18 protein-coding genes are annotated in these 21246 nt (G+C 68.4%); 9 read left to right on the top strand and 9 right to left on the bottom strand.

The window, feature by feature from the left end; translation table 11 throughout:
- Positions 1-36: 36 nt before the first annotated feature.
- Entirely contained in the window at positions 37-1653 is a 1617-nt protein-coding gene (locus tag VES41_RS00710) for an AMP-binding protein (RefSeq protein ID WP_324811842.1), read from the bottom strand.
- An 89-nt stretch (positions 1654-1742) separates the two neighbouring features.
- Here VES41_RS00710 and VES41_RS00705 point away from each other — a divergent pair, with 89 nt between their 5' ends.
- From VES41_RS00705 to VES41_RS00690, 4 genes are all read left to right on the top strand, one after another.
- A complete protein-coding gene (locus VES41_RS00705) occupies positions 1743-2426 on the top strand; it encodes a TetR/AcrR family transcriptional regulator (protein ID WP_324811684.1) in 684 nt (227 codons plus the stop codon).
- Positions 2427-2847: 421 nt separating this feature from the next.
- Positions 2848-4572 carry an aspartate-alanine antiporter gene (aspT, locus tag VES41_RS00700; RefSeq protein WP_324811682.1) on the top strand — a complete coding sequence of 575 codons (1725 nt, stop codon included), beginning with the start codon at positions 2848-2850 and terminating at the stop codon, positions 4570-4572.
- 41 nt (positions 4573-4613) lie between these two features.
- Positions 4614-6305 carry an aspartate-alanine antiporter gene (gene aspT / locus VES41_RS00695; protein WP_324811679.1) on the top strand — a complete coding sequence of 564 codons (1692 nt, stop codon included), beginning with the start codon at positions 4614-4616 and terminating at the stop codon, positions 6303-6305.
- A gap of 72 nt (positions 6306-6377) precedes the next feature.
- On the top strand, positions 6378-8030 hold the full coding sequence (locus VES41_RS00690; protein ID WP_324811677.1) for a bifunctional aspartate transaminase/aspartate 4-decarboxylase: 1653 nt from the start codon (positions 6378-6380) through the stop codon (positions 8028-8030).
- Between the two features lie 4 nt (positions 8031-8034).
- Here VES41_RS00690 and VES41_RS00685 read toward each other — a convergent pair whose 3' ends face one another.
- From VES41_RS00685 to VES41_RS00675, 3 genes are all read right to left on the bottom strand, one after another.
- Positions 8035-8862 carry a DUF2242 domain-containing protein gene (locus tag VES41_RS00685; RefSeq protein ID WP_324811675.1) on the bottom strand — a complete coding sequence of 276 codons (828 nt, stop codon included), beginning with the start codon at positions 8860-8862 and terminating at the stop codon, positions 8035-8037.
- 112 nt (positions 8863-8974) lie between these two features.
- Positions 8975-9553 (bottom strand): DUF2242 domain-containing protein, encoded by a 579-nt coding sequence (locus tag VES41_RS00680; protein WP_324811673.1) that lies wholly within the window; start codon positions 9551-9553, stop codon positions 8975-8977.
- A 197-nt stretch (positions 9554-9750) separates the two neighbouring features.
- The gene (locus tag VES41_RS00675; RefSeq protein ID WP_324811671.1) at positions 9751-10461 is read right to left on the bottom strand and encodes a YggS family pyridoxal phosphate-dependent enzyme; all 711 of its coding nucleotides are present in this window, start codon (positions 10459-10461) and stop codon (positions 9751-9753) included.
- A 73-nt stretch (positions 10462-10534) separates the two neighbouring features.
- Here VES41_RS00675 and VES41_RS00670 point away from each other — a divergent pair, with 73 nt between their 5' ends.
- From VES41_RS00670 to VES41_RS00660, 3 genes are all read left to right on the top strand, one after another.
- Complete coding sequence (locus tag VES41_RS00670) at positions 10535-11578, top strand: type IV pilus twitching motility protein PilT (RefSeq protein WP_324811669.1); 1044 nt, start codon at positions 10535-10537, stop codon at positions 11576-11578.
- A 73-nt stretch (positions 11579-11651) separates the two neighbouring features.
- Positions 11652-12788, top strand: a complete 1137-nt coding sequence (locus tag VES41_RS00665) for a PilT/PilU family type 4a pilus ATPase (protein WP_324811667.1) — start codon at positions 11652-11654, stop codon at positions 12786-12788.
- Positions 12789-12854: 66 nt separating this feature from the next.
- Positions 12855-13784 carry an NAD(P)-dependent oxidoreductase gene (locus tag VES41_RS00660; RefSeq protein ID WP_324811665.1) on the top strand — a complete coding sequence of 310 codons (930 nt, stop codon included), beginning with the start codon at positions 12855-12857 and terminating at the stop codon, positions 13782-13784.
- A 27-nt stretch (positions 13785-13811) separates the two neighbouring features.
- On the opposite strand, the gene VES41_RS00655 is transcribed toward VES41_RS00660, so the two are convergent.
- Positions 13812-14561, bottom strand: a complete 750-nt coding sequence (locus tag VES41_RS00655) for a BON domain-containing protein (RefSeq protein ID WP_324811663.1) — start codon at positions 14559-14561, stop codon at positions 13812-13814.
- Positions 14562-14789: 228 nt separating this feature from the next.
- Here VES41_RS00655 and VES41_RS00650 point away from each other — a divergent pair, with 228 nt between their 5' ends.
- Positions 14790-15704 carry a hypothetical protein gene (locus VES41_RS00650; RefSeq protein WP_324811661.1) on the top strand — a complete coding sequence of 305 codons (915 nt, stop codon included), beginning with the start codon at positions 14790-14792 and terminating at the stop codon, positions 15702-15704.
- A gap of 4 nt (positions 15705-15708) precedes the next feature.
- Here the strand turns inward: VES41_RS00650 and VES41_RS00645 are convergent, their stop codons facing one another.
- The gene (locus VES41_RS00645; RefSeq protein ID WP_324811659.1) at positions 15709-16302 is read right to left on the bottom strand and encodes an SIS domain-containing protein; all 594 of its coding nucleotides are present in this window, start codon (positions 16300-16302) and stop codon (positions 15709-15711) included.
- A 36-nt stretch (positions 16303-16338) separates the two neighbouring features.
- Positions 16339-16740: a YraN family protein gene (locus tag VES41_RS00640; RefSeq protein WP_324811657.1), complete on the bottom strand. Its 402-nt coding sequence runs from the start codon at positions 16738-16740 to the stop codon at positions 16339-16341.
- A gap of 73 nt (positions 16741-16813) precedes the next feature.
- On the opposite strand from VES41_RS00640, the gene rsmI reads away from it, so the two are divergent.
- Entirely contained in the window at positions 16814-17770 is a 957-nt protein-coding gene (rsmI, locus tag VES41_RS00635; protein WP_324811839.1) for a 16S rRNA (cytidine(1402)-2'-O)-methyltransferase, read from the top strand.
- Here the strand turns inward: rsmI and VES41_RS00630 are convergent, their stop codons facing one another.
- On the bottom strand, positions 17771-19213 hold the full coding sequence (locus VES41_RS00630) for a coniferyl aldehyde dehydrogenase (RefSeq protein ID WP_324811655.1): 1443 nt from the start codon (positions 19211-19213) through the stop codon (positions 17771-17773).
- A gap of 13 nt (positions 19214-19226) precedes the next feature.
- Positions 19227-21215 carry an alkyl/aryl-sulfatase gene (locus VES41_RS00625; RefSeq protein ID WP_324811653.1) on the bottom strand — a complete coding sequence of 663 codons (1989 nt, stop codon included), beginning with the start codon at positions 21213-21215 and terminating at the stop codon, positions 19227-19229.
- Positions 21216-21246: the final 31 nt, after the last annotated feature.

Here is a 21246-nt window from a genome sequence, read left to right as displayed (position 1 = left end):
CGGTGCGTGCCCTTTGCGGGGCGGTCCGGCGACGACTCATCGGACGTCCTTGAGCAGTCGGCGCAGCACCTTGCCGGCGCCGGTGGTCGGCAACGCGTCGATGAAGCGCACGGCTCGCGGCGCCTTGTACGGCGCCATGTTCTCGCGCGCCCAGGCGATGAGCTGGGGCTCGTCGAGTTGCGCATCCTTCTTGCGCACGATGAAGGCCTTGACCACCTCGCCCTTTTCCGGATCGGGCTGCGCGATGACCGCGGCCTGCGCCACCGCCGGATGCCTGATGAGAATGGTCTCGACCTCTTCGGGAAACACGCTGTAGCCCGAGACCTTGATCATTTCCTTGAAGCGCCCGATAAAGGCGAGGTAGCCATCGGCATCGAGCTTGCCCATGTCGCCGGTGTGGACCCAGCCATCGCGCAGCGTGGCGGCGGTGGCCTCTGGCTTGTTCCAGTAGCCCTTGAAGGTGCCCGGGCTGGTCAGCACGATTTCGCCGATCTCGCCCGTCGGCTGGTCCTGCCCGGTATCGGGGTCGACGATGCGGATGCGCACGCCCGGCGCCGGCAGGCCCTGCGTTCCCCAGCGCGGCGCGTGCTGCGGCGTGTAGGTGTCGCAGGTGTGCGTTTCCGACAGGCCGTAGGCAGCCTCGAACGACACGGAGCTCGCCGCGTAGTCCTGCCACTGCCTGGCCAACGGCTCGGTGAAGACGATGCCAAAGCTCGTGACCGGGTTGCGCCGCAGGCTGCCGAGGTCGAATTGGCGCACGTCGGGCAGCTGCATCACCGCCACGTTCATCGGCGCGATGCTGTACCACCAGCTGACGCGATACCGCTCGATGGCCTGCGGCACTGCATGCGCATCGAAGCGATGCAGCAGCACCGCGGTGGCGCCGGCAAGCACCGGCACGTTGACGCCCATCAGCATGCCGGCGATGTGATAGAGCGGCGCGATCGACAGCAGCACGTCGTCGGGCGTGACGCCGTTGCAGTCGGCCGCCACACGCGTCTTGAACAGCGCGTTGGCGTAGCTGAGCATCGCGCCCTTGGGAAGGCCGGTGGTGCCCGACGTATAGGTCATGAGCGCGACGTCGTCCATGTCGATGTCGACCGGCGCCGGCCTGGCGGTGGTGCGCATCGCGGCCAGGAAGTCCTCGCATCCTTGCGGGACGACGCGCGGCGCCGTGCGTACCGCGGCCAGTTCGGCCGGCAGGTCGAGCGTCGGCGCTTGAGGCAGCAGGTCGGCGTAGTGCACGACGAACACGTGCGCGAGCGAATCGACCTGCGCGCGCACCCTGTCGACCACCGGCAGCAGGTCGCTGGCCGCGACGATCACGCGGGCGCGCAGGTCGCCCACCTGGTAGGCGAGCTCGTGCTCCTTGTTGAGCGGCCCGCTCGGGCAGACGATGGCGCCGGCCTTCTGGATGCCGTAGTGCGCCACGAGGTATTGCGGGCAGTTGCCAAGGAAGAGCACCACCGGATCGCCCTTGCGCACGCCGATGGCCTGCAGGCGCGCGGCAAAGGCGTCGCTGGCGGCGTCGAGTTCGGCAAAGCTCATGGTGGCGCCGTACCAGATGCAGGCCGCGTGCGCGCCGCGATCTCGCGCATGCGCGCGCAGGTATTCATGCAGGGGCTGCAGCGGGCGATCGGGAAGGGATGTCACCATGGCGTCTGTCTCTCAGGGTTACCGATAGCGGCGTGGGCCGCGCCTTCGGTTGTCATCTGAACAATGTTGCAACAACAATCCTACCGATGGGTATAACTTCGGCGACACCGCGGAAACCCTCTCGGCGGCGAGCGGCGGGGAGCGATTCGCCGCGCACCGGCCGGCAGCGCGTGGCCACGCCAGGGACGCAGCTGCAGCGTGAGCGAATCCTGCAGGCGGCGGCCCGGCTTTTCGCCGAGCAGGGCTATGCCAGCACGACGATGGCGCAGATCGTGCGCGAGCTGGGCGTGACGAAGCCGTTCGTCTACTACTACTTCCGGGACAAGCAGGAGATCTTCGAGACGCTGTCGTGGCGGCCGGCGGTGGCGTGCCTGACGGCGATGGATTTCGCCGCCGATGACCCGCGCAGCGCCTGCGACAAGGTGCTCGAGGGGCTGCGACGCCTGATCCGCGCGACCATTGCCCACCAGCCCTGCGCGTTCTTTCCGTATCGCGAGCCTCAGGTGTACCGGCCGGAGTACCGCGCTGCGCAGCGCAAGCTTGCGCACCATTTCTACGACCAGTTGCGGCCCTTGCTCGAGCAGGCCCGCAGCGACGGCGACCTGGACTTCGACGACGCCTCGATCACTGCGCTGGCCGCCTGCAGCCTGCCCGGGTTCCTCTACACCTGGTACCGGCCGGACGGGCGCTACGGGGAGGACGAGTTGAGCGACAAGCTGTGCGTGCTGGCCTATCGGGTTGTTGGTCTGCGCAAGGTCGCTGGTTATTGATTGTGCTGTGTTGTCACGTTGCGCCCTGCTGCGGCGGTGGGCGGCGTGCGCCGGGGGCCTTCACTGTGTCGGCCCCTTCGGGGCTGCCCTGCGGTGCACCCGCCAGTCCCTCCGGCAAGGCCGGTCACGCCACGCCGCCCGGCCTGCGCTGCCCGCCGGCGGCCGCCTCTGTGCCGCCGAGGAGCGCAGTGAAGCCCCGAAGGGGCCGGCGCAGTGAAGGCCGCTGGCGGGCAGCGCAGGACGGGCGGCCCTCCCCAAAGAAATGGACCCGCCTATAGCACGACCGAGAGACCGCAGGATGGCCACCCCACCTCCCCACCCAGACAAAGCAGAAACAATGTCTCGGAATACGAATCTTTCGGAGCTACACTGATTCGCAGTGGTCAACAAAATGTGACGGCGCCGACCGGCACGCAAGAACATGACGCTGCTTGACTGGGTAGGGAATCTGCTTCGCGCACATCCGGAAATCGCCCTGTTTCTGGCGTTGTCGATCGGCTATGCGGTCGGCCAGATCAAGTTCGGGCCGATCCAGCTGGGCGGCATCTGCGGCACGCTGATCGCCGCGCTTCTGATCGGGCAGTTCGGCGTGACGCTGGAGCCGAGCGTGAAGAACGTCTTCTTCATGCTCTTCATCTTCGCACTGGGCTACGCCGGCGGCCCGCAGTTCTTTGCCAACCTCAACGCCAAGGGCCTGCGCATCGGCCTGCTGTGCGTGATCGAGGTCGTCGTCGTGCTGGCGCTGGTGCTGACCGCCACCCACCTGATGAAGCTCGACCCGGGCACCGCCGCCGGCCTCATGGCCGGGGCCGCCACCGAATCGGCCGTGGTGGGCACGGCCACCGACGCGATTTCCAAGCTCGCGCTGCCGGCCGAGCAGATCCAGCAGCTGCAGGCCAATGTCGTCACGGCCTATTCGATCACCTACATCTTCGGCCTGATCACCATCGTGGTGGTCACCAGCCAGCTCTTTCCGCTGATCCTGCGCGTGAACCTGCGCGAGGAAGCCGAGCGGCTGTGGAAGGCCATGGGCGGGCAGTCCGACGATGCCAGCGCCGTGCCGGCGGCACCGGAGCTGGTGGGACGGGTGTACCAGGTCAAGGCCGGCGGCCGGACCGTGCGGCAGATCGACGAGCGACTGCGCGGCGCAGGCAGCGTCCAGGGCCTGATCCGCAACGGCCAGCATCTTGCGCTGACGCCCGAGACGGTCTTCCAGCCCGGCGACCACGTCCTGCTGATCGGCCACCGCCGGGCGCTGGTCGACGCCACCGAGCGCGCCGCCGGCCTGGTCGAGGAGTCGGGCGACGCCAGCGCGTTCGGCCTGGTCCTGCAAGGCAGCACGCTGGTGCTGCGCAACAAGGCGGCGCAGGGATCGACCCTGCGCGAACTGTCGCTGCCCGGCGTCGGCGGGCGAGGCGCGCCGCTGGTGGGCGACAGCGTGCTGGTCGCCAACGTCCAGCGCGGAACCTACCGATTGCCGCTGCTGCCCGGCCTCAAGCTCCAACTGGGCGATCGGCTTGAACTGTTCGGCACTGCCGACCAGATCGGCGATGCCGTCAAGGCGCTGGGCGAACCCGTGCTCAAGTCGGTCAAGAGCAACATCGCCTACGCCGCGGCCGGCATCGTCCTGGGCGTGTTCATCGGGCTGTTCAGCGTCAAGGTGGGCGGCGTGCCGCTGTCGCTGGGTACCGGGGGCGGCGCCCTGCTCACCGGCCTGGTGTTCGGCTGGTACCAGGCGCGCCACCCGAGCCGGCTGAGCGTGCCGGACGACGCGCTGTCGCTGCTCAAGGACATCGGCCTGGCGACCTTCATTGCCTGCGTCGGGCTGGCCTCCGGGCCGCAGGCGCTGGACCTGGTGCACAAGTACGGCGTCTCGCTGCCGCTCATGGGCGTGGCCATCGCCGTCGTGCCGGCCTTCTGCTCGCTGATGGTCGGGCACTTCCTGCTCAAGTTCGAGGCTCCGGTGCTGCTCGGCGCCATCGCCGGCCAGCAATGCAGCACGCCGGCGCTCAGCGCCATCCAGAACGCGGCGGGCAACACCACGCCTCTTCTGGGCTACACGATCACCTACGCCATTTCCAACGTCATCCTGCCGCTGATGGGGCCGGTGGTCGTGGCGCTGGCAGGACTCGCGCAAAACGGCTGAGGCGGCCTTCGCCTCTGAAGGGACACGAAAGGAGCTCCCGCATGGACTGGCTGCACGAAATCTTCAAGCGCTCGCCCGAGATCGCCCTGTTCCTGTCACTGTCGCTGGGCTACCTGATCGGCAAGATCAAGTTCGGCAAGTTCCAGCTCGGCGGCGTGGCCGGGTCGCTGCTGGTGGCCTGCGTGGTCAGCCAGTTCGGTGTGCAGATCGATTCGGGCGTGAAGTCGGTTCTGTTCGCACTGTTCATCTACGCGGTCGGCTACGAGAGCGGGCCGGACTTCTTCAATTCGCTGGGCCGGCAGTCGGTCAGGGAGATCCTGCTGGCGGTGATCATGGCGGCCACCGGACTGGCGACGGTGGTGATCATGGCCAAGCTGGCCGGCTTGGACAAGGGCCTGGCGGCCGGGGTGGCGGCCGGTGGCCTGACCCAGTCCGCCATCATCGGCACCGCCGGCGACGCCATCGGCAAGCTCGGCCTCGCGGCCGACGAGACGCAGCGCCTGCAGGCCAACGTGGCCATCGGCTATGCCGTCACCTACGTGTTCGGCTCGTTCGGCGCCATCATCGTGTGCGTCAACATCCTGCCGTGGCTCATGAAGCGCAGCATCCGCGACGATGCGATCAAGGCCGAGGCGCAGATGCAGGCCGGCAGCGTACGCGTGCTGGGCGAAGGCCAGCAGGAAGCGGCACCCGACCTGATCGGCCGCCTCTACAGAATCTCCGCAGGCAAGGGCCACGCCGTGGCCCAGCTCGAATCGGCGCTGGGCGAGCCGCCCGTGACCATCGAGCGCATCAAGCGCGGCGACCAGTTCATCGAGGTCACGCCGCAGGTGGTGCTGGAAGACGACGACATCGTCCTGGTGGTCGGGCGGCGCGCCGGCGTGGTGGCCAGCGCCGCGCTGCTGGGCAAGGAGGTCTACGGCATCGACGGGATGGAAGTCACCCTGCTGCGGCGCGACGCGGTCATCACCAGCAAGGCGTTGATCGGCCGCACCGTCGACCAGATCCGCGTGGCGACGGCCGGAGGCGTCCGGCACGGCGTGTACGTGCTGGGCCTGCGCCGCATGGGCAAGCCACTGCCCCTGGCGCCCGAGGTGGTGATCCAGGCGGGAGACACCGCCACGCTGTACGGCGGCGAACATGACGTGCGCCGCGTGGCGAGCGCTTTCGGCGAGGTGGTGGTGACCAGCTCCAAGACCGATTTCGTCTTCCTCGGCGCTGGCCTGGTCGTGGGCCTGCTGGTGGGCCTGCTGAGCGTCAAGCTCGGCGGCATACCGCTGACGCTCGGCGCCGGCGGCGGCGCGCTGCTGTCGGGCCTGGTGTTCGGCTGGTGGCGCGCGCGCAGGCAGACTTTCGGCGCCATGCCGCCGGGCGCCGTGCAGATCCTCAAGGACCTCGGCCTGGCCGGCTTCGTTGCGGTGGTCGGGCTGCAATCGGGCCTGCAGGCGGTGTCCACCATCCGCGAGCACGGCCTGACGCTGTTCCTGGTCGGCGTGGTGGTCACGCTGGTGCCGATGATCATCACCCTGCTGATCGCGCGCTACGTGCTGCGCTACGACAACGCCGCCATCCTGGCCGGCGCGCTGTCCGGTTCACGCAGCGCCAACCCGGCCTTCGGCGAAGTGCTGGACAAGGCCGGCAACGCGATCCCGACCGTTCCCTTCGCCATCACCTACGCGCTGGCGAACGTGCTGCTCACCCTGCTCGGGCCGCTGATCGTGGCGCTGGCCTGAACCGACTCTTTTCCAAACGGCGCCGGGCGACGAGCCGGCGGCTTCCTGTCCGCATCACCAAGGAGATCTCCCATGGACTTCAGCGACGTCGAGAAACTGGGCAGCCTGAGCCCCTTCGAACTCAAGGATGCCCTCATCCAGGTGGCCAGGGAAGGCGACCGCCTGATGCTCAACGCCGGCCGCGGCAATCCGAATTTCCTGGCCACGCTGCCGCGGCATGGCTTCTTCCAGCTCGGCCTGTTCGCCATGACGGAGGCGGAGCGCTCGTACATCTACATGGACAACGTCGGCGGCTTTCCGCAACGCGACGGCATCGAGGAGCGCTTCGAGATCTTCGTGCACCGCAACCGGGAGGTGCGCGGCGTGATGTTCGTGGCCGCCGCGGTCTCGTACGTGCGCGACCAGCTGGGCCTGTCGGCCGGCGACTTCCTGTACGAGATGTGCGAGGCGATCCTGGGCTGCAACTACCCGGTGCCGGACCGCTTTCTGCGGCTGTCCGAGATCATCGTGGGCAAGTACATCCACAAGGAGATGATCGGCACGCACCCGTTCGACGGCAATTTCGAGATGTACGCGGTCGAGGGCGGCACCGCGGCCATGACGTACCTGTTCGCCAGCATGAAGCAGAACCACCTGATCAAGAAGGGTGACACCATCGCGCTGGGCATGCCCATCTTCACGCCCTACATCGAGATCCCGCACCTGAACGACTACCAGCTGGTGGAGCTGGAGATCGACGCGCCGGTCGAGAACAACTGGCAGTTCACCAAGAAGGAGCTGGACAAGCTGCTCGACCCGAAGGTCAAGGCGTTCTTCCTGTGCAACCCGAGCAACCCGCCCTCGGTGCGCCTGTCCGACGAGGTGCTCGAGTACCTGGTGGAGATCGTCCGGAAGCGGCCCGACCTGATCATCCTGACCGACGACGTGTACGGCACGTTCGCGGACAACTTCGTGTCGCTGTTCGCCATGTGCCCGTACAACACCATCCTGGTGTATTCGTACTCCAAGTACTTCGGTGCGACCGGCTGGCGCATGGGCGTGGTGGCCACGCACGAGAAGAACGTGCTGGACGAGAAGATCGCCAACCTGCCCGAGGCGCAGCGCAAGGAGCTGGACGAGCGCTACGGCTCGATCACGACCACGCCGCGCCAGCTGAAGTTCATCGACCGCCTGGTGGCCGACAGCCGCACCGTGGCGCTGAACCACACGGCCGGCCTGTCCACCCCGGTGCAGGTGCAGATGGTCCTGTTCTCGCTGTTCTGCCTCATGGACGAACGCGACGAATACAAGGAATCGATGAAGCAGATCGTGCGCCGGCGCAAGGAGGCGCTCTACCGCGAGCTGGCCGTGCCGATGAAGCACGATCCCAACTCGGTGGACTACTACCACCTGGTCGACGGCGAGGCGATGGCCGAGCAGCTGTACGGGCGCGACTTCGCCAAATGGATGGCGGCGCGCACCCGGCCCAACGAGATGCTGTTCCACATCGCCCAGCGCAGCGGCGTTGTGCTGCTGCCCGGCAAAGGCTTCGGCACGCCGCATCCGTCGGGCCGCGTGTCGCTGGCCAACCTCAACGAATACGACTACGCCAACATCGGCCGCGCCATGCGGGAGCTGGCCGGCGACTACTACGAGACGTACAAGCGCGAGAAAGCCGGCGGCGGCAAGCCCGCCGGCAAGGCGGCTGCCGGGCCGGCCAAGGCCAAGCGCCCGAAGGGCAAGTAACTCTCTAGTTCGGCGCTGCGGGCGCCTGCACCGTGCCGGCGACCGAGCGGGTCGGCGGCGCCGCGGCAGCCTTGAGCGGCTGCTCGGCCGGCTGCGTCGCGTCTGCCGGTTGCGGGGCGTCGGCCGCGGCTTGCTGCGGCGCGTCAGCCGCCGGTAGCGGCGGCAGGGGGGCAAGCGGCGCGACCATCGCGAGTCCGGCGGTTTCGCCGTGCAGCGGCGTGGCACCCGGAGCCACCTGCTCGGGGAACACCTGCGGGGCCACCGGCATGGCCGTCGGCGGCAGCGGCGCGGGGGTATCCAGCACCAGGTAGCGCTCCACGATCTTGAAGAACCGGTCGTAGAACCGGTCGTCCGTCACCGTCTGGCTGGCGACCTTCACCATCGAATCGTCGGTGGACGAGTACGGAAGCGACACCGACCCGATCACGCCCACCCCGACGCTGGCCGAGTTGTTCACCTTCTTGAGGCTGTAACGGTCTTGCAGGGCGCTGACAAAGGCAATGGTGCGCGGCTTGCCGTCGGGCGACCGCGCGCCACCGCTGTCCTTGGCGCAGACCACGCGGAAGTCGATTTCCAGGTGTACTTCGGGGTCCGGCTGGAAGGCTTTCTTCCCGGATACAAAAGCGGCGTCGCCGGCGGCGACCAGGTAGCCCTGGCTGAGCAAAGCGCGCCGCGCTGCCTCGCAGGTCTGGCTCTCGGTGGCGACGAAGGTGCGCGTGTGCGTGTCCGTGGAGTTGAAGTCCTCGGACTGGTAGTTGGCCCCGGAAGTGGAACTCGTGCTCGCGCATCCGGCCAGCGCGGCGCCGAGCGCGGCACACGCCAGCACGCGCATGGCAGGACGGGAAACAGTAGGTAAGGATCGCAAGGGCATTGACTCAAATGCTACCCGGCCCACGCCGAGTGGCCACTTTGAGTGGAATTTGCCCCTTGTGTTCCCCGGCCGGCTATTCCTTCTTCCCGCTGGCAACCGGATCGGCCGGCGTACCGGCCGCGGGCGCTGGCGGCGGCTTCGGGTCCGGGCCGTCGGTCGTCAGGTAACGGTCGATCAGCGCATAGAAGCGCTCGTAGAACTGGTCGTCGGACACCGTCGCGCTGGCCACCTTGACCATCGAATCGTCGCTGGCCGAATAAGGAAGCGATACCGACCCGAGCACGCCGACTCCCACGCTGGCCGAGTTGGGCGATTTCTTCAGGGCGAAACGATCCTGCACGGCGCTGACGAACGCGGTGCTGCGGCGCTTTTCGCCGCCGGCCTTGGCGTCGGCGGCGCAGACCACCTGCATCTGCACCTCCATGTGCACCTCGTTCTCGGGCTGGAAACCCTTGACGCCACGCACCTGCTGGGACGTCGCGTCCTTGAGCTGATAGCCCTGGCTGAGCAGGGCGCGGCGCGCGGCCTCGCACACCTGGGCTTCGCTGGCCGGGAAGTCGCGCGAATGGGCGTCGGTCGAATTGAAGGTTTCCGGCGCGTAGTTGGCGATGCGCTCTTCCTTGCTGGTTCCGCAGCCGGCAAGCGCCAGCATCAGTGCCGCACCCGCAACGGCAATACAGGAACGCGGCAGACGTCGGGAAGGTCGTGTCGGCATATGGGCAGGCTGTGTCGGCCTCTCGGCCACGGCCTTCGATTGAACCAGCCGCCGTTCGCGCCGTGCGTCGGCCCGGCACGGCCCGGCTTGTCGGACCATGCGCCGTCCTCGGCTGGCCCGCGCTAGCCTGGGTCTCAGGCCGCCGGATCGGCCGCGTACGCCCGGCCGCCGAAGATCGCCGTCCCGACCCGGACCATCGTGCTGCCGGCGGCAATGGCCGCCTCGAGGTCGGCGCTCATGCCCAGCGACAGGGTGTCCAGCGCCAACCCGGCGGCGCGCAGTTTCTCGTACAGCTGCGCCGCCCGCTCGAACAAGGCCCGTTGCGCCTCGAACCCCTCTGCCGGCTCCGGAATGGCCATCAGCCCGCGCAGGCGGATGTTGGGCAATTGCGACACTTGCTGCGCCAGCGCGAGGGCGTCGGCGGGTGCCACGCCGGACTTGTTGGCGCCGCCGTCCACGTTCACCTGCAGGCAAAGCTGCAGCGGGGCCAGCCCGGGCGGACGCTGTTCGGACAGGCGCTGGGCGATCTTGAGCCTGTCCACGCTGTGGACCCAGTCGAACTGCTCGGCGACCGGGCGCGTCTTGTTGCTCTGAAGAGGGCCGATGCAATGCCATTCGAGGCCGGCGCGCAGGTCGGCCAGCGCCTCGATCTTGGCCAGGCCCTCCTGCACGTAGTTCTCGCCGAACGCCGATTGGCCCGCCGCGTGGGCTTCGCGCAACGCCGGCGCGGCAAAGGTCTTGGAAACCGCCAGCAGGCGCACACTCTCTGGCGTGCGCCCACAAGCCAGGCAGGCCGCCGCGATCCGGTCGCGAACCTGCTGGAGCTTGTGCTCGATCGTCGTCATAATCTTTCGAATTCGTATCAAAACGTCACTAAGAATTTAGCCTGACGTCCAACTCTTTGCGTCGAGGGCCCTCGTGGACATTACCCAACTGCTGGCATTCAGCGTCAAGAACAAGGCGTCGGACCTGCACCTCTCGGCCGGCCTGCCGCCGATGATCCGGGTGCATGGCGACGTGCGACGGATCAACGTGGATCCGCTCGACCACAAGGAAGTGCATGCCATGGTGTACGACATCATGAGCGACACCCATCGCAAGCACTACGAAGAGTTCCTCGAGGTCGACTTCTCTTTCGAGATCGACGGCCTGGCGCGGTTTCGGGTCAATGCCTTCAACCAGGCGCGCGGCGCGGCCGCGGTGTTCCGGACCATTCCGTCGAAGATCCTGTCGCTCGAGGCGCTCAACGCGCCCAAGATTTTCGGCGACCTGGCGCTCAAGCCGCGCGGCCTGGTGCTGGTGACCGGCCCGACCGGCTCGGGCAAGTCGACCACGCTGGCGGCAATGATCAACTACCTCAACGAGACCGAGTACGGCCACATCCTGACGGTGGAGGATCCGATCGAGTTCGTGCACGAATCGAAGAAGTGCCTGATCAACCAGCGCGAAGTGGGGCCGATGACGCTGTCCTTCTCGAACGCGCTGCGCTCGGCGCTGCGCGAGGACCCGGACGCGATCCTGGTGGGCGAGTTGCGCGACCTGGAAACCATCCGCCTGGCCATGACGGCGGCGGAAACCGGCCACCTGGTGTTCGGCACGCTGCACACCTCCAGCGCGGCCAAGACCATCGACCGGATCATCGACGTGTTCCCGGGCGAGGAAAAGGAAATGATCCGCGCCATGCTGTCGGAGTCGCTGCAGGCGGTGATCTCCCAGACCCTGTGCAAGACCAAGGACGGCCAGGGCCGCGTGGCGGCGCACGAGATCATGCTGGGCACGCCGGCCATCCGCAACCTGATCCGCGAGGCGAAGGTCGCGCAGATGTACTCGTCGATCCAGACCGGCAGCGGCCAGGGCATGCAGACGCTGGACCAGTGCCTGACCGACCTGGTGCGCCGCAACGTCATCTCCGCGGCAGAGGCGCGGTCCAAGGCCAAGATCCCGGAAAACTTCCCCGGTTGACGCCAACCCCGCTGTCGGTCCCAATTCGCAACAGGCGCCGACGGCGTCCCGTCCAGATTCAAAGGAGCGCGCCATGGAACGCGATCAGGCCAGCCAGTTCATCAACGACCTGCTTCGGCTGATGGTCAGCCGCAAGGGCAGCGACCTGTTCATCACGGCCGACTTCCCGCCGGCCATCAAGGTAGACGGCAAGGTCACCAAGGTTTCGCAGCAGCCGCTGGGCAGCCAGCACACGCTGGCGCTGACCCGCTCGGTGATGAACGACCGGCAGGTGGCCGAGTTCGAGCGCACCAAGGAATGCAACTTCGCCATCTCCCCGACGGGCGTCGGGCGCTTTCGCGTCAACGCCTTCGTGCAGCAGGGCAAGGTGGGCATGGTGCTGCGCACGATTCCGGCGACGCTGCCGACCATCGACGCACTGAACATGCCGCAGGTGCTCAAGGACGTGTCCATGACCAAGCGCGGCCTGGTCATCCTGGTCGGCGCCACCGGCTCGGGCAAGTCGACCAGCCTGGCGGCCATGATCGACTGGCGCAACGAGAACTCGCAGGGCCACATCGTCACGGTCGAGGACCCGATCGAGTTCGTGCACCCGCACAAGAACTGCGTGGTCACGCAGCGTGAAGTCGGCATCGACACCGAGAGCTGGGAGGCGGCGCTGAAGAACACGCTGCGCCAGGCGCCGGACGTCATCCTCATGGGCGAGATCCGCGACCGCGAGACCATGGAGCACGCCGTGGCCTTCGCCGAGACGGGCCACCTGTGCATGGCCACGCTGCACGCCAACAGCGCCAACCAGGCGCTGGACCGGATCATCAACTTCTTCCCCGAGGAGCGGCGCGCGCAGCTGCTGATGGACCTGTCGCTCAACCTGCGTTCGCTGGTGTCGCAGCGGCTCATCCCGACCGAGGACGGCCGCGGGCGCGTGGCGGCGGTCGAGATTCTCCTGAACACGCCGCTGATCGCCGACCTCATCCTCAAGGGCGAAGTGGGCGAGATCAAGGAGATCATGAAGAAGAGCCGCAACCTGGGAATGCAGACCTTCGACCAGGCCCTGTACGACCTGTTCGAGAACCGCGCCATCGGCTTCGAGGACGCCATCCGCTTCGCGGATTCGGCGAACGACCTGCGGCTGCAGATCAAGCTCAACAGCCAGCGCGCGCGCCAGACCGACCTGTCGGCGGGCACCGAGCACTTCGCGATAGTCTGACCCCCGCTGGGCGGCCGGGGTGCGCCGACGCGCCACCTGGCGACGTGGCGCGCTAAGCTCGTGCGCATGACCAGCAGCATCCAACCCAAGACCTACTCCCCCACCCCTTCGCGCCAGGTGGCGTTCCTCGGACTGGGGGTGATGGGCTACCCCATGGCGGGCCACCTTGCCCGCGCCGGCCACGGCGTGACCGTCTACAACCGCACCGCCGCCAAGGCCGCCGACTGGTGCCGCGAACTGGCCGACGCCGCCATCGCCCCGCGCCACGCAGCCACGCCCCGCGAAGCCGCCGCCGGCGCCGACATCGTGTTCTGCTGCGTCGGTAACGACGACGACCTGCGCTCGGTGACGCTGGGCGCCGACGGCGCCTTCGCCGGCATGAAGCCCGGCGCGATCTTCGTGGACCACACCACCGCCTCGGCCAACGTGGCGCGCGAACTGGCCCGGGCCGCACTGCTGGCCGGCCTGCAGTTCATCGACGCACCGGTCTCCGGCGGACAGGCCGGCGCGCAGAACGGCGTGCTGACCGTCATGTGCGGCGGCGACGCGGCTGCCTTCGCATCGGTCCGGCCGGTGGCCGACGCCTTCGCCCGCGCCATCACCCTGCTGGGCGACAGCGGCAGCGGCCAGCTGGCGAAGATGGTCAACCAGATCGCCATCGCGGGCCTGGTGCAAGGGCTGTCGGAGGCCATCGCCTTCGGCCAGAACGCCGGGCTGGACATGGCCGCGGTGCTGGACGTGATCGGCAAGGGCGCGGCCCAGAGCTGGCAGATGGACAACCGCGGCAAGACGATGATCGAGGACCGGTTCGACTTCGGCTTCGCCGTCGACTGGATGCGCAAGGACCTGGGCCTGTGCCTGGACGAGGCGCGCCGCAATGGCTCGGCGCTGCCGGTCACCGCCGTGGTCGACCAGTTCTACGGCGACGTTCAGCGCGCCGGCGGCAATCGCTGGGACACCTCCAGCCTGGTCACGCGCCTGCGCGCGAAGGGCTGATCCGGCGCGCCGCGCGCCGGTGCCGGCTCAGCGCACCGGCGAGGTGACGGCGCCGCCGCCCGCGGGCGCCGTGCCACCGGCCGGCGGCAGCGGCTGCATGGGCGGCAGCGGCACGTTGGACGACGACGACGGGGCCGCCGACGTACCGCCCGTGGTGGCGCCGCCCGCCAGGTCGGCGGCGCTGACGATTTCCACCATGCGCACCACCTTCTGCACGCCGTCGACGCCGCGCGCGATCTCGCTGGCGCGGTCGGCCTCGGCGCGGGTGGCGATGCCCAGCAGGTACACCACGCCGCGCTCGGTCACGACCTTGAAGTTGTTGGCGAAGATGTCGCTCTGGCTGACCAGCTGTGCCTTCACCTTGCTGGTGATGTAGGTGTCGTTGGAGCGGTCCATGATCGTGCTGCCCGGGCCGACGACGATCTCGTTGTAGACGCCGCGCACGTTGTCGACCTGCCCGACAACCTCCTCGGCACGGCGGCGGTCGGCGTCGCTGCCGACGGTACCGGTCAGCAGCACCTTGCGGTTGTAGCTGACCACCGTGACGTTCATGTTGTCGTTGGCGATGTCGCGGATGCGGGCCGCACCGCGCAACTCGATGTTGGTGTCGTCCAGTTGGGCGCCCGAACTGCGCCGGTCGGTCGCGACCATGCCGGCGCCGACGGCCGCCCCGCCCACCACCAGCGGCACGCAGCCGCCCAATGCGAGGGTCAGCGCGGCGCCGGCCGTGAGCATGATCGTGAAGCGTCGAACGGCAACGGTGGCGGACGGTCTCATGAACTTCCTTCCTTCTAGACGGGGCAAACGAGGCGAAACGGGCGAAAACGTGCGGGAAGTTTAGCCCAGGGACTTTCCGGCTCCGAGCCGGAACCCGGGGCGTCGCACCGCGCTCCCCGCCTCCTCGAATTAGTCAAAAAATGTTAATGTTCGAAACATGAACACCCGGCCACGCCGTTCGACGCCGCATATCGCCGCCATGTCCGCCGTGGTTCGGGGAGCGCGCGCGTGAGGGCCTGGACGGCGGCCCGCTCGGTAGCGGCGCGCATCGGTGCGCGGCTGAGCGGCCGGGCCGCCGCACGCGGCGCACCGCTGGTGCTGGTGTTCTCGAAGGACCGCGCGATCCAGCTCGAACTGCTCCTGCGCAGCTACGCGGAGCAACTGTCGAAGCCGCTGCCGCTGACCGTGCTGTACCGCGCATCCACGCCGGCGCACCAGCAAGCCTACGAGGAAGTGTTCGCGGCGTACCAGTCGCTGCAGCTCACCGCGGTGGCGGAGCAGGCCTTCAAGCCCGACCTGCTGCGCCTGATGAAGGCCTCCGGCGCCCGCAACGTCCTCTTTCTGGTGGACGACATCGTCTTCATCCAGCCGGTGGACACGCGGCTGATCGAGCAGTGGGACACGGCGCAGGGCATTCTCAGCCTTCGCCTGGGGCGCAACATCACCCGGTCGTTCAACAGCGGCGGCATCGCGCAGGCGCAGCCCGCCGCGCTCGAGCCGGTCACCCGCGAGGAGCATGCGCTGGTGCGCTGGCGCTGGGTCGACGGGGCGCTCGACTGGTCGCTGCCCACTTCGCTGGACGGGCACCTGCTGCCGCTTCCGGACCTGATCCCGGTGGTCGAGGCCACGCACTTCAAGGCGCCCAATTCGCTGGAACGGGCCATCGGGCAATACCGGTTCCTGTTCAAGTGGCGCCACGGCTACTGCTGGGAACGCTCGCGGATCATGAACCTGCCGCTCAATACGGTGAAGACCGAAGACTTCGACTTTCCGCACCAGGGCTGGGACGCCGAGGAACTGCTGCAGGCCTTCGCGCGCGGCTACCGGCTGGACGTCGGCGGCTTGCCGCTCGCGCAGCACGACAGCTGCCACATGGAATGGCCGCCCGAGTTGCGCCCGCCGGCGCAGCGCGACGCGGCCTGAGCGTTCAGTCTTCCTGCACGCCCAGCAACTGGGCATCGACGCAGTCGCACAGGCAGTGAAGCATCAGCATGTGCACCTCGTGCACGCGCGAGGCCCGCTCATGCGGCACGGTGACCTGCACGTCGGTGTCGCGCAGGGCGCGCGCGACCGCGCCGCCCTGGCCGCCGAGCAGGGCCACGACGGTCATCTCGCGCTCGTGCGCGGCCTGGACCGCCGCCAGCACGGCGGCGGATTCGCCGCTGGCGCTCAGCGCCAGCAGCACGTCGCTGGACTCGCCCAGCGCGCGCACCTGGCGCGCGAAGCGGTCGGCGTCGGCCGCGTCGGCGCTGTCGGCGAGAAGTTCGGCGGGGTCGGACGGCAGCGCCATCGCCGCCAGTCCCGGGCGCTCGCGCTCGAAACGCCCGATGAAGTGCGCCACGAAATGCGCCGCCAGCAGCCCGGAAGGGCCTGCCCCGCAGGCGAGCACCTTGCCGCCGCTGGTCACGCAGGCCAGCACTGCCTGCACGGCGAGCGAGATCGGCTTGCTCAGTACCGGCCCGGCCTGGAACTTGAGATCGGCGCCGTCGATGAAATGCTGCTGGATCCGTTGCTCAAGCATGATGGGCCGGCATGATAGCCGCGTGCGCGCAGGCCATCATGATGGTGCATCGAAGGCCGCCCGCAGCCATTCGATGCGCTCGTGCACCAGGACCACGTCGAAGCGGCACGGCGGCGCCACCCGCAGGCGGGCAATGAAGTGGCGCGCCGCGAACACGATGCGCCGCTGCTTGAGGCCGGTGATGCTGGCGCCCGCGCCGCCGTGCGAGCCGGTGCTGCGCTGGCGCACCTCGACGAACACCAGCGTGCCGTCGCGCTCGCGCATGATCAGGTCGATCTCGCCGCCGCCGCGCCCGGGCGTCCGATAATTGCGTGCCACCGGCGTCAGGCCGGCCGCGCACAGGTATTCGAATGCGGCCGCTTCGGCGTCGTCGCCACGTTGCTTGGTCGTGACGGAATGGGCGCCGCGGCCTGCGCCCGACGCCGCTGCCCCGGCCACGCACCGGCTCCCTGTTGCCATCGTTGTTCTGCCCTTGCGCCGGAGATCGCCCATCTTGAAACCGCCAGCTGCCATCTCCGCCTCGTTCCACAGCGCGCTGCAGGCCGCCCGCGAGGCCGCGGGCTCGCAGCATTATCCGCAGGGCACGCTGTACGTCGTGGCCACGCCGATCGGAAATCTGGCAGATGTCACGCTGCGCGCGCTGCATGTGCTGGGCCTGGCAGACGCGATCGCCTGCGAGGACACGCGCCACACGCAAGGCATGCTGCGCGCCTACGGCATCGAGCCGCGCGCCGGCAGCGCCTTGCTGGCCGTGCATCAGCACAACGAGGCCGAGGCCGCCCAGGCGGTGGTGGCGCGGCTCGCGCGCGGCGAACGGGTGGCCTACGTGAGCGACGCCGGCACCCCCGGTGTGAGCGATCCGGGCGCGCGCCTGGTCGAAGCGGTGCGCGCGGCCGGCCAGCGCGTGCTGCCGCTGCCCGGCGCCAGCAGCGTGACCACGCTGCTCAGCGCGGCCGGGCTGGTGGGCGACGCCGCTGGCGCCGAGGGCGCATTCGTGTTCCAGGGGTTCCTGCCGACCAAGGCCGGCGAGCGTGCGCAGGCGGTCGAGCGGCTGCGCGGCGAAACGCGCGCGACGGTGCTGCTGGAAGCGCCACACCGCATCGATGCGCTGGCCCGCGCCCTGGCGCCGCTGGGCGAGCGGCGCGTGACGCTGGGCCGGGAGCTGACCAAGCAGTTCGAGGAGATCGCCACCGTGCCGGCGCAGGACCTTGCCGACTGGCTGGCCGCCGACGCCCAGCGCACGCGCGGCGAATTCGCGCTGGTGCTGCATCCGGCGCCCGCCGCCGGGGACGACGGCGCGCAGGCCGAACAGGTGCTGCGGCTGCTGCTGGAGGAATTGCCGCTCAAGACGGCTGTGCGCCTGGCCGCGCAGATCAGCGGCGCCGGCCGCAACGAGCTCTATCAGCGGGCGCTGGCGTTGCGCCAGGACGGCGGCGCCGGCGCCGAGGACACCGGCGCGCCGGACTGATCAGCTCTTCATCCGGATCATCATGGCCAGGATCTTCCTGGCGCGCGCGCCGTACGGCGCGGCCAGGAAGTCGATGCTGCGCACCGGGCCCTGGTAGAGGATCGGCCGCATCTTCGAGAAGGTGGTGAAGCCCTCGTAGCCGTGGTAGTGGCCCATGCCGCTGTTGCCGATGCCGCCGAACGGCAGGCTGTGCACGCTGACGTGCAGCACGCTGTCGTTGACCGTGACGCCGCCCGAGAGCGTGTTCATGATGTACCAGTCGGCCAGCGCCTTGTCGTTGGTGAACGGGTACATCGACAGCGGGCGCGGCCGCTCGTTGATGTAGCGCGCCACCTCCTCGCGGCTGGTGTACGTGCGCACCGGCAGGATCGGGCCGAAGATCTCGCGCTGCATCAGGTCCATGTCGTCGGTGACGCCGACCACCACCTTGGGGCCCATGATGCGGCGCGCCGCGTCGGGCACCTGGCCCTCGGCCAGCTCGATCACGGTCGCGCCCTTGCTGCGCGCGTCGTCCAGCGCGGCCATGAGCCGGTCATAGGAGCGCTGGTCGATCACGGCCGTGTAGCTGCCGTTGTTGATGTCCGGGTAGCTGGCCTGGAAGGCCTTGCGCGCGTGGTCGATGAATGCCTGGGTCTTGCCCTCGGGCACGAACAGGTAGTCGATGTTGGTGCAGATCTGCCCGGCATTGAGCGTCTTGGCCCACATCACGCGCTTGGCCGCGGCGGCCATGTCGTAGTCGGGCCCGATGATGGCGGGCGACTTGCCGCCCAGCTCCAGCGTCACCGGTGTGAGGTTGCGCGCGGCGTTGGCCATCACCGCCTTGCCGGTGGCCGGCGAGCCGGTGAAGAAGATGTGGTCGAACGGCAGCGAGGTGAAGGCCGGGCCGCGACCGCCGCCGTCCTCGAAGAAGCATAGCTTCGAGGGCGGGAAATAGCGCGCGGCCAGCTGCTTGAGCAGGCGCGCGGTGTGGTTGGAGTTCTCCGACATCTTCACCATGGCGGTGTTGCCGGCGGCGAAGATGCAGGTGAGCGGGTGGAAGACCATGGCCAGCGGGAAGTTCCACGGCACCACGATGCCGACCACGCCGACCGGCTGCGGCACCAGGCGGGCCTTGGCCAGCGGCATGCGCATCGGGTCGACGTGGCGCTTCTGGGGCTTCATCCACTTGCGCAGGCTCTTGATGGTTTCCTGCAGGCCGTCCAGCGTGACCGCGATCTCGGCGAACGAGGTCTCGAAGCTGGAGCGGCAGCCGTAGTCCGCGTTGACCGCATCCACCAGCGCCTGCTGGTTGTCCGCCACGAGGCGGACCACCTGCTTGAGATCCGCCACGCGCTGCTCGTAGCTGGGGTAGCGGTTGGCCTCGAAGTGGGCCCGCTGCGCCGCGAGCGCTTCGGTGAATTCGGCCGGAATGGCCAGGTGGGCAGGATCGGTGAATGCGTTCATCTTTCTCTCCGGCTTACTGAGCGGGTGCGGGGGGCTGCACCGGCTCGACGATGGCAAAGTTGCCCGGGAACGTGTCGAGCATGGCCATCAGCTCGCCCAGCTTGCGCGGGTCGCCCTGCACCTTTGCCTTGCCCGCCTTGATCACCTCGGGGAACGTGGTCTTGCCCAGGATCACCTCGTTGAGCGTGGCGCGGGTCAGCGTGAAGCTGGCGTCGGCCTTGGGATCGGCGCGACCTTCGGAATAGGTGAGCGCCGAGTTCTCGAGGTTGAGCACGTACTTCTCCTTGGTGTCGGTGAAGTCCCAGTTGAGCACGATGTGCTTGCCTTGCGCCTTGTCGGCATTCAGGCGCACGCCCAGGTAGTCCATGAACAGGCCGGTGGACAGCGCGCGCAGCGTGTCGTCGTTGAGCGTGTTGAGCGACGGCAGCTTGGGCACGCCGTTGCGCAGCTCCTGCGCGCCCATCAGGTACGCGCCGCGCCAGGTGCCGCCTTCGCTCTGGTAGCCGAGCTGCTCCAGCGCGTCGGCGCCGAGGTCGCGTGCCGCCTTGTTGGACGGATCGGCGAATACCACCTGGTTCATCACGCTGGCCACCCAGCGGTACTCGCCGGCGGCGTAGTCCTTGCGGGCATGCGCAATGACGGCGTCGGCGCCGCCCATGTACGCGACCTGCTTCTTGGCCTGCTCCACCTCCGGCAGCGGGTTCAGGTGCGCCGGGTTGGCGTCGTACCAGCCGAGGTACTTCTGGTAGATGGCGCGGGCGTTGTGGCGCAGCGTGCCGTAGTAGCTGTGCGAGGACCACTCGGCGTTCTGGCTCTCGGGCAGCTTGACCATCTCGGCGATCTGGTCGGGCTTGTAGCCTTCGTTGAGCAGGCGCACGGTCTGGTCGTGAATGAACTTGTACAGGTCGCGCTGCTTGCGCATCATCTCGTCGACCCGCTCGGCGCCCCAGGTCGGCCAGTGGTGCTGGGCGATCATGACGTCGGCACGGTCGCCGAATTTCAGGCGCGCCTCGTCGATGTAGCGCGACCAGGCCACGGCGTCGCGCACCTCGGCGCCGCGCAGCGTGTACAGGTTGTGCATGTTCTGCGTCACCACCTCGGCCGCATTGAACACCTTCTGCTGCGGGAAGTACATCATCGTCTCGGACGGCGCCTCGGAGCCGGGCGCCATCATGAACTCGATGTCCACGCCGTCGATGGTGAGCTTGGGCGTCTTGTCGGAGATGGTGTCGGTGGGCGCGATCAGGGTCAGCGTGCCGCGCGCGAGGTTCTTGCCCAGGCCGGTGTCGACGCTGCCGCGCTCGCTCGGCGGCAGGAGCGACCCGAACTGGTAGGTGGCGCGGCGGCTCATCGCGTTGCCGGCGATGATGTTCTCGGCCACCGCATGGTCCATGAAGCCTTCGGGGGCGTAGATCCTGACGCGGCCGGCGGCCACGTCTTCCTCGCTGGTGACGCCCTTGACGCCGCCGAAGTGGTCGGCATGGCTGTGGCTGTAGATCACGGCCACCACCGGCTTGCGCGGGCGGTTCTGGTAGTACAGCTCCAGGCCGGCCTTGGCGGTCTCGGCGGTCAGCAGCGGGTCGATGATGATCAGGCCGGTCTTGCCTTCGACCACGGTCATGTTGGACAGGTCCAGGCCGCGCAGCTGGTAGATGCCGTCGCTGACCTTGAACAGGCCGTGGATGGCGTTCAGCTGGGCCTGGCGCCACAGGCTCGGGTTGACCGTGTCGGCCGCCTTGTCCTTGTCGAGAAACGCGTAGGCGCCCATGTTCCAGACCGGCATCGGCCCCTTGCCGTCGATTCTGCCGCCGGGAATGGCGGCGACGAAGCCGCGCCGGGCGTCGTCGAACGCGCGCTTGTCCTGCCACGGCAGGGTCTTGGAGAAGGCTTCGTTGGCCTCGACGGTGGCAGGCTCGGCCGGCTTGGGCGCCGTCTGGGCATGGGCCGCGTGGAACGCGCAGGCGGCCGTGACAGCAGCGGCGATGAGGCGAATGTTGTTCATGTCTCTTTGGTTTGCGTTGTGGAAACGGGAT

This window comes from Variovorax sp. (assembly GCF_035634955.1).
Lineage (GTDB): Bacteria > Pseudomonadota > Gammaproteobacteria > Burkholderiales > Burkholderiaceae_C > Variovorax.
Note: the sequence above shows the minus strand (reverse complement) of the source record. Positions and strands in the feature narration are given on the sequence as shown.

Bases quoted from the DNA above. Each gene is read 5' to 3' on its own strand.
- VES41_RS00705 (WP_324811684.1), top strand. From the start codon at position 1,743: ATGGGTATAACTTCGGCGACACCGCGGAAACCCTCTCGGCGGCGAGCG.
- aspT (WP_324811682.1), top strand. From the start codon at position 2,848: ATGACGCTGCTTGACTGGGTAGGGAATCTGCTTCGCGCACATCCGGAA.
- aspT (WP_324811679.1), top strand. From the start codon at position 4,614: ATGGACTGGCTGCACGAAATCTTCAAGCGCTCGCCCGAGATCGCCCTG.
- VES41_RS00690 (WP_324811677.1), top strand. From the start codon at position 6,378: ATGGACTTCAGCGACGTCGAGAAACTGGGCAGCCTGAGCCCCTTCGAA.
- VES41_RS00685 (WP_324811675.1), bottom strand. From the start codon at position 8,862: ATGCGCGTGCTGGCGTGTGCCGCGCTCGGCGCCGCGCTGGCCGGATGC.
- VES41_RS00680 (WP_324811673.1), bottom strand. From the start codon at position 9,553: ATGCTGGCGCTTGCCGGCTGCGGAACCAGCAAGGAAGAGCGCATCGCC.
- VES41_RS00675 (WP_324811671.1), bottom strand. From the start codon at position 10,461: ATGACGACGATCGAGCACAAGCTCCAGCAGGTTCGCGACCGGATCGCG.
- VES41_RS00665 (WP_324811667.1), top strand. From the start codon at position 11,652: ATGGAACGCGATCAGGCCAGCCAGTTCATCAACGACCTGCTTCGGCTG.
- VES41_RS00660 (WP_324811665.1), top strand. From the start codon at position 12,855: ATGACCAGCAGCATCCAACCCAAGACCTACTCCCCCACCCCTTCGCGC.
- VES41_RS00655 (WP_324811663.1), bottom strand. From the start codon at position 14,561: ATGAGACCGTCCGCCACCGTTGCCGTTCGACGCTTCACGATCATGCTC.
- VES41_RS00645 (WP_324811659.1), bottom strand. From the start codon at position 16,302: ATGCTTGAGCAACGGATCCAGCAGCATTTCATCGACGGCGCCGATCTC.
- VES41_RS00630 (WP_324811655.1), bottom strand. From the start codon at position 19,213: ATGAACGCATTCACCGATCCTGCCCACCTGGCCATTCCGGCCGAATTC.
- VES41_RS00625 (WP_324811653.1), bottom strand. From the start codon at position 21,215: ATGAACAACATTCGCCTCATCGCCGCTGCTGTCACGGCCGCCTGCGCG.